At 67.9% G+C, this 14,964-nt stretch carries 11 protein-coding genes; 1 reads left to right on the forward strand and 10 read right to left on the reverse strand.

The window, feature by feature from the left end:
- Window positions 1-194 precede the first annotated feature (194 nt).
- The 7 genes from gshB to QM569_RS03645 all read right to left on the reverse strand — a co-directional run bounded on the left by gshB (window position 195) and on the right by QM569_RS03645 (window position 10,297).
- Window positions 195-1,136, reverse strand: a complete 942-nt coding sequence (gene gshB, locus QM569_RS03615) for a glutathione synthase (RefSeq protein WP_414985861.1) — start codon at window positions 1,134-1,136, stop codon at window positions 195-197.
- The gene (locus tag QM569_RS03620; RefSeq protein ID WP_414985862.1) at window positions 1,133-2,323 is read right to left on the reverse strand and encodes a benzoate/H(+) symporter BenE family transporter; all 1,191 of its coding nucleotides are present in this window, start codon (window positions 2,321-2,323) and stop codon (window positions 1,133-1,135) included. Before QM569_RS03620 ends, gshB begins: the two co-directional genes overlap by 4 nt.
- Window positions 2,324-2,398: 75 nt before the next feature.
- On the reverse strand, window positions 2,399-4,267 hold the full coding sequence (locus QM569_RS03625) for a potassium transporter Kup (protein WP_414985863.1): 1,869 nt from the start codon (window positions 4,265-4,267) through the stop codon (window positions 2,399-2,401).
- Window positions 4,268-4,388: 121 nt separating this feature from the next.
- Window positions 4,389-5,684 (reverse strand): glutamate--cysteine ligase, encoded by a 1,296-nt coding sequence (gene gshA, locus QM569_RS03630; protein WP_414985864.1) that lies wholly within the window; start codon window positions 5,682-5,684, stop codon window positions 4,389-4,391.
- Window positions 5,685-5,859: 175 nt separating this feature from the next.
- Window positions 5,860-7,326 (reverse strand): TrkH family potassium uptake protein, encoded by a 1,467-nt coding sequence (locus QM569_RS03635; RefSeq protein ID WP_414985865.1) that lies wholly within the window; start codon window positions 7,324-7,326, stop codon window positions 5,860-5,862.
- Window positions 7,327-7,498: 172 nt separating this feature from the next.
- Window positions 7,499-8,956 carry a Trk system potassium transporter TrkA gene (trkA, locus tag QM569_RS03640; protein ID WP_414985866.1) on the reverse strand — a complete coding sequence of 486 codons (1,458 nt, stop codon included), beginning with the start codon at window positions 8,954-8,956 and terminating at the stop codon, window positions 7,499-7,501.
- A gap of 60 nt (window positions 8,957-9,016) precedes the next feature.
- Complete coding sequence (locus tag QM569_RS03645; protein ID WP_414985867.1) at window positions 9,017-10,297, reverse strand: glutamate-5-semialdehyde dehydrogenase; 1,281 nt, start codon at window positions 10,295-10,297, stop codon at window positions 9,017-9,019.
- Window positions 10,298-10,351: 54 nt separating this feature from the next.
- Between QM569_RS03645 and QM569_RS03650 the strand changes: the two genes are divergently transcribed.
- Window positions 10,352-10,630 carry a hypothetical protein gene (locus QM569_RS03650; RefSeq protein ID WP_414985868.1) on the forward strand — a complete coding sequence of 93 codons (279 nt, stop codon included), beginning with the start codon at window positions 10,352-10,354 and terminating at the stop codon, window positions 10,628-10,630.
- 52 nt (window positions 10,631-10,682) lie between these two features.
- On the opposite strand, the gene holA is transcribed toward QM569_RS03650, so the two are convergent.
- From holA to leuS, 3 genes are read right to left on the reverse strand one after another with little or no spacing between them, the layout of a single operon-like run.
- Window positions 10,683-11,738 (reverse strand): DNA polymerase III subunit delta, encoded by a 1,056-nt coding sequence (gene holA, locus QM569_RS03655; RefSeq protein ID WP_414985869.1) that lies wholly within the window; start codon window positions 11,736-11,738, stop codon window positions 10,683-10,685.
- A gap of 22 nt (window positions 11,739-11,760) precedes the next feature.
- Window positions 11,761-12,261, reverse strand: coding sequence for an LPS assembly lipoprotein LptE (gene lptE / locus QM569_RS03660; protein ID WP_414985870.1), 501 nt, complete (start codon window positions 12,259-12,261; stop codon window positions 11,761-11,763).
- Complete coding sequence (gene leuS / locus QM569_RS03665) at window positions 12,261-14,942, reverse strand: leucine--tRNA ligase (protein WP_414985871.1); 2,682 nt, start codon at window positions 14,940-14,942, stop codon at window positions 12,261-12,263. The genes lptE and leuS overlap by 1 nt, the downstream gene beginning before the upstream one ends.
- Window positions 14,943-14,964: the final 22 nt, after the last annotated feature.

The following is a 14,964-nucleotide window of genomic DNA, read 5'->3' on the forward strand; positions in this document are numbered from 1 at the left end:
ACGACTTTTAAAGTGCCGTCAAACTTTTGAGAAGAAGTTTTTCAACCAACATCTCGGACCAACCAGAGCCAACAAACCATCAGCCCCTGTCAGCAAAGCCTTGCATTCTACACCGGTTTGAGCAACCAATGCAAGTCATCAAAGCCCCATCTCCCAGCTCAACCTGCCACAGGTCTGCTGAGCGAAGCCTGTGACTATAGCACGGATTCCAGCGCATCCACAAACAGCGACGCCACATCGCACCCCGTCTGGTCGAAGATCTCCTGGAAGCAGGTCGGGCTGGTCACGTTGATTTCCGTCACGCAGTCGCCGATCACGTCCACGCCCGCCAAAAGCAGGCCGCGCTCGTGCAGCACAGGCCCCAGGGCGTTGCCGATTTCCCAGTCGCGGGGCGACAGCGGCCTGGCGACGCCCTTGCCGCCTGCGGCGAGGTTGCCCCGCACCTCGCTGCCTTGCGGGATGCGGGCGAGGCAGAAGGGCACGGGCTTGCCGCCGATGATGAGGACGCGCTTGTCGCCCTCCACGATCTCGGGCAGGAATTTCTGCACCATCACGCTCTGCGCGCCGTTGCGGTTCAGGGTCTCGGTGATGCTGCCCAGGTTGAGCCCGTCCGGCCCCACGCGGAAGATGCCCATGCCGCCCATGCCGTCGAGCGGCTTCAGGATGATGTCCTGGTGCTCGGCGTGGAAGCGCTGGATGTCCGCCGCGTCGCGCGTGACCAGCGTCGGCCCGATGAATTCGGGGAACTCCATGATGGCGAGCTTTTCGGGGTGGTCGCGCAGCGCCCTGGGCTTGTTGAACACGCGGGCGCCGTCGCGCTCGGCCTGTTCCAGCAGGTGGGTCGCGTAGAAGTATTCGCTGTCGAACGGCGGATCCTTGCGCATCAGCACGGCGTCGAAACCCGCCAGCGCGGCGCTGCGCGGGGGCTTGGCCTCGTACCACGGCGTGGCGTCGCCCGTCAGGCGGATGTCGGTGACGCGGGCCGTGACCTGGCTGCCGCGTTGCCAGGTGATGTGCTGCGGCTCGCACACCGCCAGGGCGTGGCCGCGCCGCTGGGCCTCGCGCATCATGGCGAAGGTGGTGTCCTTGTAGATCTTGAAGTGGTGCAGCGGGTCGGCGATGAAGAGCAGTTTCATGGTGTCTTGCGGGGAGAAGGTCGCCCGTACTGTTGCACAAACAGCGCGAAGCTGCCCGCCACCACGCCCCAGAAGGCCGAGCCCACGCCCGCGATGACGACGCCGCTCAAGGTGACCAGAAAGGTGATGAGCGCCGCCTCGCGGTGCGGCTCATCGCGCAGTGCCGCCGCCAGGCCGTTGGCTATGGTGCCCAGCAGGGCCAGTCCGGCGATCGCGACCACCAGCTCCTTGGGGAAGGCGGTGAGCAGCCCCGTGATGACCGCGCCGAAGAGGCCGATGGCGACGTACAGCGCGCCGCACGACACGGCCGCCGTGTAGCGGCGGCGGCGGTCTTCATGCGCCTCGGGACCCATGCACATGGCGGCGGTGATGGCGCTGAAGTTGAGCGCGAAGCCGCCGAAAGGGGCCAGGGCCAGCGTCGCCACGCCGGTCATGGTGATGAGGCGGGAGATGGGCAGGTCGTAGCCCGTGGCCCGGATGACGGCCACGCCCGGCAGGTTCTGCGAGGCCATGGTGACGACGAACAGCGGAATGGCCAGGCTGACGATGGCGCCCAGGCTGAACACGGGCGCGGTGAAGACGGGCATCGCCAGCTCCAGCCGCACGGCGGACCAGGCCATCTGGCCTTGCAGCGCGACGAAGGCCACGGCCACCGCCAGCGTGACGACGACGGCATAGCGCGCCGCGAACCGGCGTGCCAGCAGATAGACGACGAGCATGGTCAGCACCAGGGGCAGCGCCGTGCGCGCTGCGGCGAACGCATCCAGGCCGAAGCGCGCCAGCACGCCCGCGAGCAGGGCCGACGCGATTTCCATGGGGATGCGGTTCATCACCCGCTCGAACCAGCCCGTCACGCCCGCCAGCGTGATGAGCGCGGCGCTGACCATGAAGGCGCCCACCGCCTCGCCCATGGTGAAGCCCCCCGCCAACCCCGCCGTGGCGAGCACCGCCGCGCCGGGCGTGGACCAGGCGACCATGACCGGCTTACGCAGGATGAGCGAGGGCACGAGCGAGCACAGCCCCATGCCCAGGCCCAGCGCCCACATCCACGACGTGATCTGCGCGGGCGTGGCGCCGAACGCCTGCGCGGCCTGAAACACGATGGCGACCGAACTGGTAAAGCCCACGAGCACCGCGACGAACCCGGCGGTAAAGGCCGAGAGGCTCAGGTCTTTGAAGAATCGCATAAGGGAAAAGACTACTGATTTGATAGCTGCTTGCGCTTGCCAGATAAGCGCTAGAGGCCAAAAACACTTGAAATTTCAGATCTCGATCTTGGAGCCCAGCTCCACCACCGCATTGCTGGGCAGGTGCAGAAAGTCCGCCGCGCCGCTGGCGTTGTGGTGCATCTGCGCGAACAGCTTTTCGCGCCAGGGCGCCATGCCGCTGCCGATGCGGGGGATGACCGTGTCGCGCGACAGGAAGTAGCTGGTCGTCATGGGCTCCAGCTCGCAGCCGCGGCCGCGCATCAGCTCCAGCGCTCGGGGCAGGTCGGGGTCGTTCTTGAAGCCGTAGTGAACCACCACCTGCCAGCAGTCGCGGCCCAGGGGCTCCACCTGCAGGCGGCGATCCAGGCCGATCCAGGGTGTCTCATGGTTGCGCACGGTGACGAACAGGTTCTGCGCGTGCAGCACCTTGTTGTGCTTGAGGTTGTGCAGCAGGGCGTTGGGCACCAACCCTGGCTCCGCCGTCAGGAACACCGCCGTGCCCTCGACGCGCGTGGGCGGGCTGACGAAGACGGCGGCGAGAAAGTCTTGCAGGCCGATGGCGTCCGCACGCAGCTTGTCGCCCAGCAGCCTGCGCCCTTCCTTCCACGTCATCATCAGCGCGAACACGGCGCCGCCGATCATCAGCGGGAACCAGCCGCCCTGGAACAGCTTGAGCAGGTTGGACGCGAAGAACGCCAGGTCCACCACGAAGAAGCAGCCCGTGGCCGCCACGCACAGCGCCAGCGGGTAGCCCCAGCCGTAGCGGATGACGAAGAAGGTGAGCACGGTGGTGATGAGCATGTCCAGCGTGACGGCGATGCCGTAGGCCGCCGCGAGGTTGCTGGACGAGCGGAACATGACCACCGCGAGCACGATGGCCGTGAACAGTCCCCAGTTGACCATGGGCATGTAGATCTGCCCCGTGTCGCGCACGCTGGTGTGCTGGATGTTCAGGCGCGGCAGGTAGCCGAGCTGGATGACCTGCCGCGTGACGCTGAACGCGCCGGTGATGAGCGCCTGCGAGGCGATCACCGTCGCCATGGTCGCCATGGCGACGAGCGGTATCAAGGCCCAGTCGGGCGCCATGCGGTAGAACGGGTTTTGCACGGCCTCGGGCTCGGCCAGCAGCAGCGCGCCCTGGCCGAAGTAGTTGAGCGTGAGCGCGGGCATTGCCACGCCGAACCACGCCAGGCGGATGGGCCGCTTGCCGAAGTGGCCCAGGTCGGCGTACAGCGCCTCGGCCCCCGTCACGCACAGCACCACCGCGCCCAGGATGATGAAGCTGGTGCCCGGCATCGCCACGATGAAGCCCAGCGCGTGGTGCGGGCTGAGCGCCCACAGGATTTCGGGGTGGCCCACGATGTGCGACACGCCCAGCAGCGCAATGCTGATGAACCACACCAGCGTGATGGGGCCGAAGAACTTGCCGATGCCGCCCGTGCCGCGCTTTTGCACCGCGAACAGGGCGAACAGCACGACCAGCGTGATGGGGATGACGTAGCGCCTGAAGTGGGGCGACACCACCTCCAGCCCCTCGACCGCCGAGAGCACAGAGATGGCCGGGGTAATCACGCCGTCGCCATAGAACAGCGACGTGCCGAAAATGCCCACGGCCAGCAGCGCGCTGCGCAGGCGGGGCTTGTCCTTCACCGCCTGCGAGGCCAGCGCCAGCATGGCGACCAGGCCGCCCTCGCCCTTGTTGTCGGCGCGCAGCACCAGCACCACGTACTTCAGCGAGACGATGACGGTGAGCGTCCAGAACAGGATGGACAGCACGCCATAGACGTTGCCCTGCGTGAAGGGCACGTGGCCCGCACCGAAGACTTCCTTGACCGCATACAGCACGCTGGTGCCGATATCGCCATACACGACGCCGATGGCGCCCAGCGTGAGCGCCGCGAGCGATGACCTGGAGCTTTGCACTGACGACCGCCCCGCACGAAGGCGGCGGGGTTCCGTTACTTGGGGGTTGCCATTGTGCGCCCGGGCGCCCGGCGTGGGCAGTGCGGACACGCACCATGTTGCGGCGCAGCAACTGGGCAGATCAGTCGTACACCTCGGCGTCCGGGTTCGTCGCCTCCAGCTCGTAGCTGGCCGCCAGCATCGCCAGCCGCGCCACCACGCCGTACATGTAGAAGCGGTTGGGCGCGCTCACGCCCGGGCGCACGCCGGGCTGGGGCATGTGGGTGCTGTGCTCGAACGCCAACGGCACGAAGCTGGCGCCGGGGGCGTTCAGGTTCTCGTCCACCCCGCGCTCGGCGTGCATGCGGTAGAAGCCGCCCACCACGTAGCGGTCCATCATGTACACCACGGGCTCGGCCACGGCCTCGTGGACGCGCTCCTGCGTCAGCACGCCTTCCTGGATGATGAGCTCGCTCACCGGCTGGCCGTCCTTGATGACGGACATCTTGTTGCGGGTCTTGCGGTTGACGGCGTCCAGCTCCTTGGCGTCGCGCACGGTCATGATGCCCATGCCATAGGTGCCGTTGTCGGCCTTGACGATGGCGAAGGGCTTCTCGTTGATGCCGTATTCCTTGTACTTGCGGCGCACCTTGGTCAGCAGCGCATCCACGCTGGCCTGCAGCTTGTCCAGCCCCGCGTCGGCGCTGAAGTCCACGCCGCCGCACTGGCTGTACAGGGGGTTGATGAGCCAGGGGTCGATGCCCAGCATCTTGCCGAAGCGCTTGGCGACTTCCTCGTAGTTCTGGAAGTGCGTGCTCTTTCTGCGCACGCTCCAGCCTGCGTGCAGCGGGGGCAGCAGGTACTGCTCGTGGATGTCTTCCAGGATGCCCGGCGGCCCCGCCGACAGGTCGTTGTTGAGCAGGATGGTGCAGGGGTCGAAGTCCTTGAGCCCCAGGCGCCGCCGCGAGCGCACCACCGGCTCCAGCGTGACCGCGTCGCCGCCGGGCAGCTCGATGCGCGTGGGTTTCTTGATCTCGGGGCTGATGGAGCCCACGCGCACGTTCAGGCCCGCCATGTTGAAGATGCGCTGCAGCTGCACCACGTTGGCCAGGTAGAAGGTGTTGCGCGTGTGGTTCTCCGGGATGATGAGCAGGTTGCGCGCCTCGGGGCAGATCTTCTCGATGGCGGCCATGGCGGCCTGCACGGCCAGCGGCAGCATTTCCCGGCTCAGGTTGTTCCAGCCGCCGGGGAACAGGTTGGCGTCCACCGGCGCGAGCTTGAAGCCCGCGTTGCGGATGTCCACCGAGGTGTAGAACGGCGGCGTGTGCTCCATCCACTCCAGGCGGAACCAGCGCTCTATCGCGGGCATGGCGTCGAGCATGCGCTGCTCAAGCTCGTTGATCGGCCCGGTCAGGGCGGTGATGAGATGCGGAACCATAAAAACCCCGATGACGACCAGCGGCACATTCTAGGTGCCAGGGCATTGAAAACCGGCGCGGCCCAGGCCAGCGGACGCCGTGGAGCTGGCTTTGCCAGGCCACTGGCGTCGTCCCCCTTCCCGCGCGCAGCGCGAGAGAAGGGGGAAGCGGCGAAGCCGCTCAGGGGGATGCCCTTTACCTTCGCCAGAACGCGGGCGTCAGCAGGGCCATGAAGCTCAAAATCTCCAGTCGCCCAAGCAGCATGCCCAGCGTACACACCCAGATTTGAAAGTCCGTCAGCACTGCGTAGGTGGACGCAGGCCCCACGCTGCCCAGCCCCGGCCCGGCGCAGTTGACGCTGGCGAGCACGGCCGAGAACGCCGTCAGCGGGTCCAGGTCGGTCAGCAGCAGCAGCATGGACAGGCTGAACACGGTGCCGCCATACACCAGCATGAAGGCCAGCACCGAGAAGATCACGGGGTTGTCCACCACCGCCTCGCCCAGCCGCACGGGCTGCACGGCGCGCGGGTGGACCAGGCGGTTCATCTCGCGGCGCGCCTGCTTGACCAGGATGAGCATGCGCACCATCTTGATGCCGCCGCCCGTGGACCCCGCGCTGGTCGCCACGCCCGACAGCAGCAGCATGAGCACCGGCGCGAACACCGGCCAGGCCAGGAAGTCCACCGTGGCGAAGCCCGTCGTGGTCGCCATCGACACCGTGTTGAACATGCCGTGGCGCAGCGCCTGCAGCGGTGCATACACGCCCTTGGCCCACAGCAGCAGCGACACGGCCAACCCGCTGCCCACCAGGGTGAGCAGCGTGGCGCGCAGCTCCGGGTCGCGCCAGAAGCCGTCCCAGCGGCCCTTGCGGATGGCGACGAAGTACAGCGCGAAGTTGCAGCTCGCCACCAGCATGAACAGCACGCAGATGGCTTCGAGCAGCGGCGACCGGAAGTGGCCGAAGCTCTGGTCGTAGGACGACAGCCCGCCCAGGCTGACCGTGGCGAACATGTGCATCACCGCGTCCAGCGGCGCCATGCCGCCCGCCCAGTACGCCGCCGTACACAGCACGGAGAACACCGAATAGACGCCCCACAGCCCCTTGGCCGTGCCGGTGACGCGCGGCGTGAGCTTGGTGTCCTTGAGCGGCCCGGCCGCCTCGGCCTTGAAGAGCTGGCTGCCGCCCACGCCCAGCAGCGGCAGCACGGCCACGGCCAGGATCAGGATGCCCATGCCGCCCATCCACTGCAAAAAGGTGCGCCACACGTTGAGCGACACGGGCAGCGCGTCCAGCCCCGAGATCACCGTGGCGCCCGAGGTGGTGAGCCCCGACACGGCCTCGAAGTACGCATGCGTGAACGACAGCGGGTGCGCGCTGCCGTGGCTTGCCAGCAGCAGCGGCAGCGAGGCCGACAGCGGCAGCAGCGCCCACACCAGCGACACCAGCATCACGCCGTGGCGCGGCTGCAGCTCCTGCCGGAACAGGCGCAGCTGCCACCACAGCCACGCACCCGCCAGGGCCGTGATGGCCATGGCCTGCGGGTACACGCGCCACACGCCGTCGTGCGTCCACAGCGACACAGCCAGCGGCACGCCCATGGTCAGCGAGAAGATCATGAGCAGGGTGCCCAGCACCCGCAGCACGGGAAACATGTCCGTCATGGTGATGAAACCTGGTAGCCCATGGCGTTGCGCACGGCCCACAGCCCCTGCGACTGGCGCGGCCCAAGCGCGGGCAGCCGCGCAAGGGCCGCCCCGCCGCGCTGGCTGCGTCCTCCCTCCCACGCGAAGCGTGAGAGAGGGGGGAAGGCGCGAAGCGACTCAGGGGGGTGCATCAAAAAAACGTCGCGCTGACGCGGAACAGCTTTTCCACGTCGCGCACCAGGCGCTTGTGCGGCAGGAAGAACACCACGTGGTCGTTGCTCTCGATCACCGTGGTGCTGCGCGGGATGATGACCTGCGGCTCGCCCGGCGCATCGGTCGGTGCCGTGTGCGGCGACTCGGGCAGGCCGCGCACGATCAGGCCCATGTGTACGTCGCGCGGCAGCTGCAGCTCGTTCACCCGGCGGCCCACCACGCGCGAGCTTTTGCGGTCGCCGCGCGCCACGATCTCCAGCGCCTCGGCCACGCCCCGGCGCAGGCTGTGTACGGCCTGCACGTCGCCCTGGCGCACGTAGGCCAGCAGCTCGCCCAGCATGGCCTGCGCGGGCGACAGCGCAATGTCGATCTGCGTGCCGTGCATCAGGTCGGCATAGCTGCGGCGGTTGATGAGCGCCAGCACCCGCCGCGCGCCCATGCGCTTGGCGAGCAGGCAGGACATGATGTTGTCCTCGTCGTCCTCGGTGAGCGCCAGGAACAGGTCCACGTCCTGCACGCTCTCCTGGCCCAGCAGGTCCTCGTCGGTGGTGTCGCCCTGCAGCACCAGCACCTCGGACGGCAGCGCCGCCGCCAGCTCCACGCAGAGCGCGTGGCTCTCCTCGATGATCTTGACGTGAAAGCGCCCGCCCGCCTGCGCAAGCTGCCGCGCCAGCCGCAGCCCCACGCGCCCGCCCCCCGCGATCATGATGCGGCGCACCTGCTGCGCGGGCTGCGAGCCGCGCCGGTGTACGACCGCCAGCACGTCCTGGATGTGCTCGCGCGCGGCCAGCATGAAGACCTCGTCGCCCGGCTCGATGCGCGTGCCGCCGTCGCAGGCGATGAAGCGGTCGGGCTCCTCGGGAAAGCGCCGATAGATGGCCACCACGCGCACGCTCAGGTCGGGGTGGCTGTCGCGCAGCTCGCCGATGGAATGGCTGACCATGGGCGCCCCGGCGCGCGCGCGCACCGCCACCAGGCAGGCCCGCCCGCCCGCGAACTCGCGCACCTGCAGGGCCTCGGGGTATTCGATGAGCTTGCCGATGTAGCGCGTGAGCGACTCCTCGGGGCAGATGATGCGGTCCACCCCGAAGCCCTCGGGGCCCGCCAGGCGCCCGTCGCCCTCGAACCCCCGGGAGCGCACGCGCGCGATGCGCGTGGGGATGCGAAACAGCAGCTGCGCGACCTTGCAGCACACCAGGTTGGTCTCGTCCCGCGCGGCGCAGGCGATGAGCAGGTCGGTGTCCTGCGCGCCCGCCTCGGCCAGCACGGCGGGCTCGATGCCGTTGCCCACCACGCCGCGCAGGTCAAAGCGCGACTCCAGGTCGCGCAGGCGCGCCGCGTCGGTGTCGATGACGGTGATGTCGTTGCGCTCCGACACCAGGCTGTCGGCCACGCTCTGGCCCACGCGGCCTGCTCCGAGGATGATGATTTTCATGCCAAATCGGCCTCTAGCGCTTATGGTACGGGCACAATCAGCTATTAAATTCGGAGCAAATCAACCCCGAACCTCACCCTCGCCCAGCACTACGTACTTCAGCGAAGTCAGCCCCTCGATGCCCACCGGCCCGCGCGCGTGGAACTTGTCGGTGCTGATGCCGATCTCGGCGCCCAGCCCGTACTCGAAGCCGTCGGCGAAGCGCGTGCTCGCGTTCACCATCACGCTGGCCGAATCCACCTCGCGCAGGAAGCGCTGGGCGTGGATGTGGTTGGTGGTCAGGATGGCGTCGGTGTGGTGGCTGCCGTAGCGGTTGATGTGGGCGATGGCTTCATCGACACCCGCCACCACCTTCACGCTGATGATGGGCGCAAGGTACTCCTCGCTCCAGTCCGCCTCCGTCGCCTCGGCCAGCTTCGCGCCCGGCACGCCGCGCAGCAGCGCCAGCGACTCGGCGCAGCCGCGCATCTCCACGCCCTTGGCCGCATACACCGCGCCGATCTGCGGCAAAAACCGCGCCGCCACGCCCCGCGCCACCAGCAGCCCCTCGCTTGCGTTGCAGGGGCTGTACTTCTGCGTCTTGGCGTTGTCGGCCACCTTCACGGCCATGGCGATGTCGCAGGGGTCGTCCACGTAGGTGTGGCAGTTGCCGTCCAGGTGCTTGATGACGGGCACCTTGGCGTCGCGGCTGATGCGCTCGATCAGCCCCTTGCCGCCGCGCGGGATGATCACGTCCACAAACTGCGGCATGGCGATGAGCTGGCCCACGGCCTCGCGGTCGGTCGTGCCGACGAGCTGCACCGCGTCCTGCGGCAGCCCTGCCTCGGCCAGCGCCTGCTGCACCAGCCGGGCCAGCGCCTTGTTGGAGTCAATGGCTTCGGAGCCGCCGCGCAGGATGCAGGCGTTGCCGCTCTTGATGCTGAGAGACGCCGCCTCGATGGTCACGTTGGGGCGGCTCTCGTAGATCATGCCGAACACGCCGATCGGCACGCGCATCTGGCCCACGCGGATGCCGCTGGGCTGCTGGCGCAGTGACGTGATCTCGCCAATGATGTCCGGCATGGCCGCCAACTGCTCGCAGCCCTGGGCGCAAGTCTCCAGCACCTGGGGCGCGAGCTTGAGCCGATCCACCATCGGCTCGGCCAGCCCGGCGGCGCGGGCACGGTCCAGGTCGCGGGCGTTGTCCGACTGCAGCGCATCCACGTTCTCGCGCAGCAGGCGGGCCAGGGCCAGGAGCGCTTTGTTTTTGATAGCTGCCGGCGCTTTCGCCATCAGCGCCGAGGCCGTTTTTGCCTGCAAACCGAGGGACTGGGTGTATTCGGCGATGTGGAGCGCGTTCATGCGGCGATTCTGCCGCAGATGCTGCGCGCACGGATGTCAGTTACGCTCGGGCGCATGACCCGCTCCACCCACCTGCTCGACCCCGTGCAAGCCGCGCTCGACGCCTTTGCGCAAGGCAACCTGACCGCATCGCGCTTGAGCGACACCGCCCGCGCCCAGGCCGACCTGCTGGCCGCGCTGCCGCCGCGCTATGCCGAGGTGCTGCTGGGCCTGCTCGACCGGCTGGAATCGAGCGCGCTGTTCAGCGAGGAAAGCTGCTCGTTCAGCCAGAAGGATTTGCTGGCCAGCCTGCAGATGTGGGTGGACAAGGCGCGGCAGACGCTTTCAGATTGATAGCTGCCAGCGCTTGCCACATAAGCGCCGGAGCCGTTTTTGACCAATATTTTCAGCGGGCCGCGCGCGTCAGCCCGCACAACTGGAGCGCCAGCCGCTGCAGCGCCTGCCACCCGTCCTGCGGCCAGTCAGGCACCTTCAAGCCCTTGACGATGCCGTCCACCACGTGGGCGGACTGCAGCAGCCGCGCCAGCGCCGCGTCGCTGGCCTGGGGCAGGATGCGCTCGAACAGGCGCTCCTTCGGCCCCCAGATGCGGTTTTCGCGCAGGGCCATGGGCAGGGGGCGGCCCGCGTTCATGGCGTCCTTCACGCGCTTCAAGGCACGGATGTCTTCGGACAGCGCCCAGTGGACGAGCACCTCGGCCTCGCCTTCGGCCTGCAGGCCGTCGAGCATGCGCTGCACGCGGGCGGTCTGCCCGGCCAGCACGGATTCGGAGAGCTTGAACACGTCGTAGCGCGCCACGTTGAGCACGGCGGCCTCGACCTGGGCCCATGTCAGCTCGCCGGGCGGGTGCAGCAGGGCAAGCTTTTGAATCTCCTGGTGCGCGGCCAGCAGGTTGCCTTCCACGCGGTCGGCAAAGAACTGCAGCGTGCGCTGGCCTTCCTCGCCCGCCACCACGCGCTGGCCCTGGGCGGCCAGGCGCTGGGCGATCCACTGCGGCAGCGCGCCGCGCTCGATGGTGTCGATCTGCACGGACACGCCCGCGCCTTCGAGCGCGCCGAACCACGCCCCCGTGCGCGTGGCCTTGTCCAGGCGCGGCAGCAGCACCAGGGTCAGGGTGCTGTCGTTGCCGCGCGCCGATTCAGCCACCTGCTGCAAGGCCACGCTGCCGTCCTTGCCGGGCTTGCCCGAGGGGATGCGGATTTCGACGATCTGCTTGTCGGCAAACAGGCTCAAACTGCCGCCCGCCGCCAGCACCGCGCTCCAGTCGAAGTGCGCGCCCGCCACGGCGAAGCTGCTGCGCTCGGTATAGCCCTGGGCGCGGGCCGCGGCGCGGATGGCGTCTGCCGCTTCCTGCTGCAACAAAGGCTCGTCGCCGTGCAGCACGTACAGCGGCGCCAGGCCCTTGTGCAGGTGCGCGGCGAGCTGGGCCTGGGCGACTTGCATGGCTAGGGCCTGTTAACGCGCTCTAGCGCTTGACGGCGGCCAGCCGACGCAGGAGCTGCTGCACCAGGTCGGTCCGCATGTTGCGGTAGAGCAGCGCCTCTTCGGCCTCTTTGGCGAGGGCGATGGTTTCGTTGTAGCTGATGTCGCGCTGCTGCAGCAGCTCGGTGTCGGGGATCAGCTCGTCGCCCGTCTGCGTGCGCAGCTTGAAGCGGATGCGCAGGCGCAGTTGCAGTTCGCGCACCTGGCCCGAGGAGGTGACGCCGACCACCACGCGCTCCTGCTGCTCCTGCAGCAGGTCCATGATGGCCTCGGCCGTGGTCAGGCCCCCCGGGTCTTCGCGCAGCACCTGCAGCTGGCTGCTGGCGCCTGCCAGCGTGCGCTGCAGCTCGCGCGCCAGCAGCGAACCCTTGGGCGCCGCGATGTAGAGCGAGCGGAAGGAGAACTCCGGCACGCCGCGCAGGCGAAAGCCGCAGCCTGCCAGCAGGGCGGCAGGTGCCAGGGTGAGCAGCGCGCGCCGTTGCATCACACCACCACGTTCACCAGACGGCCCGGCACGACGATCACGCGCTTGATGCCCGCGCCGCCGCTGTGCTGGGCAAACGCCTCGCTGGCCAGCGCGATGCGCTCGATCTCGGCCTTGTCGGCCTGCGCGGGCACGTGGATGGAGCCGCGCAGCTTGCCGTTGACTTGGAGCATCAGCTCGATCTCGTCCTGCACCAGGGCGCCGGGGTCGGGCTGGGGCCAGGGGGCGTCCAGCAGGTCGCCCAGGTGGTTGGCGTAGCCCAGGCTGCTCCACAGGCCGTGCGCGATGTGCGGCGTGGCCGGGTAGAGCACGCGCAGCAGGATGCCGAAACCCTCGATCAGCGCGACCTGCGCGCCTGCGGCATCCATGGCCTTGAAGTCTTCCAGCGCGTTGATCATCTTCATCGCGCCCGAGACCACGGTGTTGTACTGCATGCGCTGGTAGTCGTAGTCCACCTGCTTGAGCACGGTGTGGATCTCCAGGCGCAGCGCCTTGGCTGGGTTGCCGAATTCAACGTCTTTCAGGCTGCTAGCGCTTGCCACGCTTGCGCAAGCAGCTCCCATATCCATAGCAGAAAGCTTGACGCCGAAGTTCCACACGCGGCGCAGGAAGCGGTAGCTGCCCTCCACCGCCGCGTCGTTCCACTCCAGCGTGGCCTCGGGCGGGGCGGTGAACATGGTGTACAGGCGGGCCGTGTCGGCGCCGTATTTCTCGATCAGGTCCTGCGGGTCCACGCCGTTGTTCTTGGACTTGGACATCGTCCCCACGCCTTCGTAGTCGATGGGCGTGCCCGCGGGCAAGTCGCCCACGGCGTTCTTGAGCTTGGCGCCGATGACCTTGCCGCCCTCGTCCAGCACGTGCTCCACGTCGTGCGGCCAGAAGTATTCCTTGCCGCCCTTGTCGGTGCGACGGCTGTAGATGTGGTTGAGCACCATGCCCTGGGTCAGCAGCTTGGTGAAAGGCTCGTCCACCTTGACGAGCCCCAGGTCGCGCATCACCTTGGTCCAGAAGCGCGCGTACAGCAGGTGCAGGATGGCGTGCTCGATGCCGCCGATGTACTGGTCCATCGGCATCCAGTAATCCGCGCCGCCCGCCACCATGGCTTCCGAATTCTTCGGGTCGCAATAGCGCATGAAGTACCAGGACGAGTCCACGAAGGTGTCCATGGTGTCCGTCTCGCGCCGCGCGGGCTTGCCGCAGCAGGGGCAGGTCACGCCCGCGTGGAAGGCTTCGCTCTTGACCAGCGGGTTGCCCGAGCCGTCGGGCACCAGGTCTTGCGGCAGCACCACGGGCAAATCCTTCTCGGGCACGGGCTGCGGGCCGCAGGCGTCGCAATGGATGATGGGGATGGGCGTGCCCCAGTAGCGCTGGCGGCTGATGCCCCAGTCGCGCAGGCGCCAGGTGGTCTTCTTCTCGCCCAGGCCCTTTTGCGCCAGCGCGTGGGCCACGGCGTCCACCGCCTGCTTGTGGGAGAGGCCGCTGAAGCTGTCGGAGTTGATGGTCACGCCGCGCTGCTTGTCACCGTACCAGTCTTGCCACTGGTGGTAGTCGAAGTGCTCGCCGTCCACCAGCACCACCTGCTTGATCTGGATGCCGTACTTGAGCGCGAAGGCGAAGTCGCGCTCGTCGTGCGCGGGCACGCCCATCACGGCGCCATCGCCATAGCCCATGAGCACGTAGTTGCCGACCCAGACTTCGACCTTTTCCTCGGTCAGCGGGTGGGTGACGAACAGGCCCGTGGGCAGGCCCTTCTTCTCCTGCGTGGCGAGTTCGGCTTCTGTCGTGCCGCCGGTCTTGCATTCCGCGATGAAGGCGGCGAGCTGCGGGTTGGTTTGGGCGGCGTGCGCGGCCAGCGGGTGCTCGGGCGCGACGGCGCAGAAGGTCACGCCCATGATGGTGTCGGCGCGCGTGGTGAAGACGTACATCCTGCCGTCGCCGATCAGCGCGCCGTCGTCGCCCCGGATGTCGTGCGTGAAGGCGAAGCGCACGCCCTCGCTCTTGCCGATCCAGTTCTCCTGCATCAGCTTCACGCGCTCGGGCCAGCCGGGCAGCTTGTCGCCGGTCACGAAGTCGAGCAGTTCCTCGGCGTAGTCGGTGATCTTGAGGTAGTAGCCCGGAATCTCGCGCTTTTCCACCACCGCGCCGGTGCGCCAGCCCTTGCCGTCGATCACCTGCTCGTTGGCCAGCACGGTCTGGTCCACCGGGTCCCAGTTCACCACCTGGGTCTTGCGGTAGGCAATGCCCTTCTCCAGCATCTTCAGGAACAGCCACTGGTTCCATTGGTAATAGGAGGGGTCGCAGGTGGCGACCTCGCGCGACCAGTCGATCGCCAGCCCCATCGCCTGCATCTGCTTCTTCATGTAGGCGATGTTTTCGTAGGTCCACTTGGCGGGCGGCACGCCGTTTTTCAGCGCGGCGTTCTCGGCCGGCAGGCCGAAGGCATCCCAGCCCATGGGCATGAGCACGTTGTGGCCGTTCATGCGCAGGTAGCGCGTGAGCATGTCGTTGATGGTGTAGTTGCGCACGTGGCCCATGTGCAGCTTGCCGCTGGGGTAGGGCAGCATGGAGCAGGCGTAGAACTTCTTCTTGCTCGCGTCTTCCGTCACGCGGTAGGCGTCGCGGGCGGTCCAGTGGTCGTGCGCGGCGCGTTCGACCTCGTTCGGGCTGTATTTGTCTTGCATGGGGGCTTGGGTGAGACAGGGG

Source organism: Acidovorax sp. (genome assembly GCF_047607405.1).
In the GTDB taxonomy this organism is placed as follows: Bacteria; Pseudomonadota; Gammaproteobacteria; order Burkholderiales; family Burkholderiaceae_C; genus Acidovorax.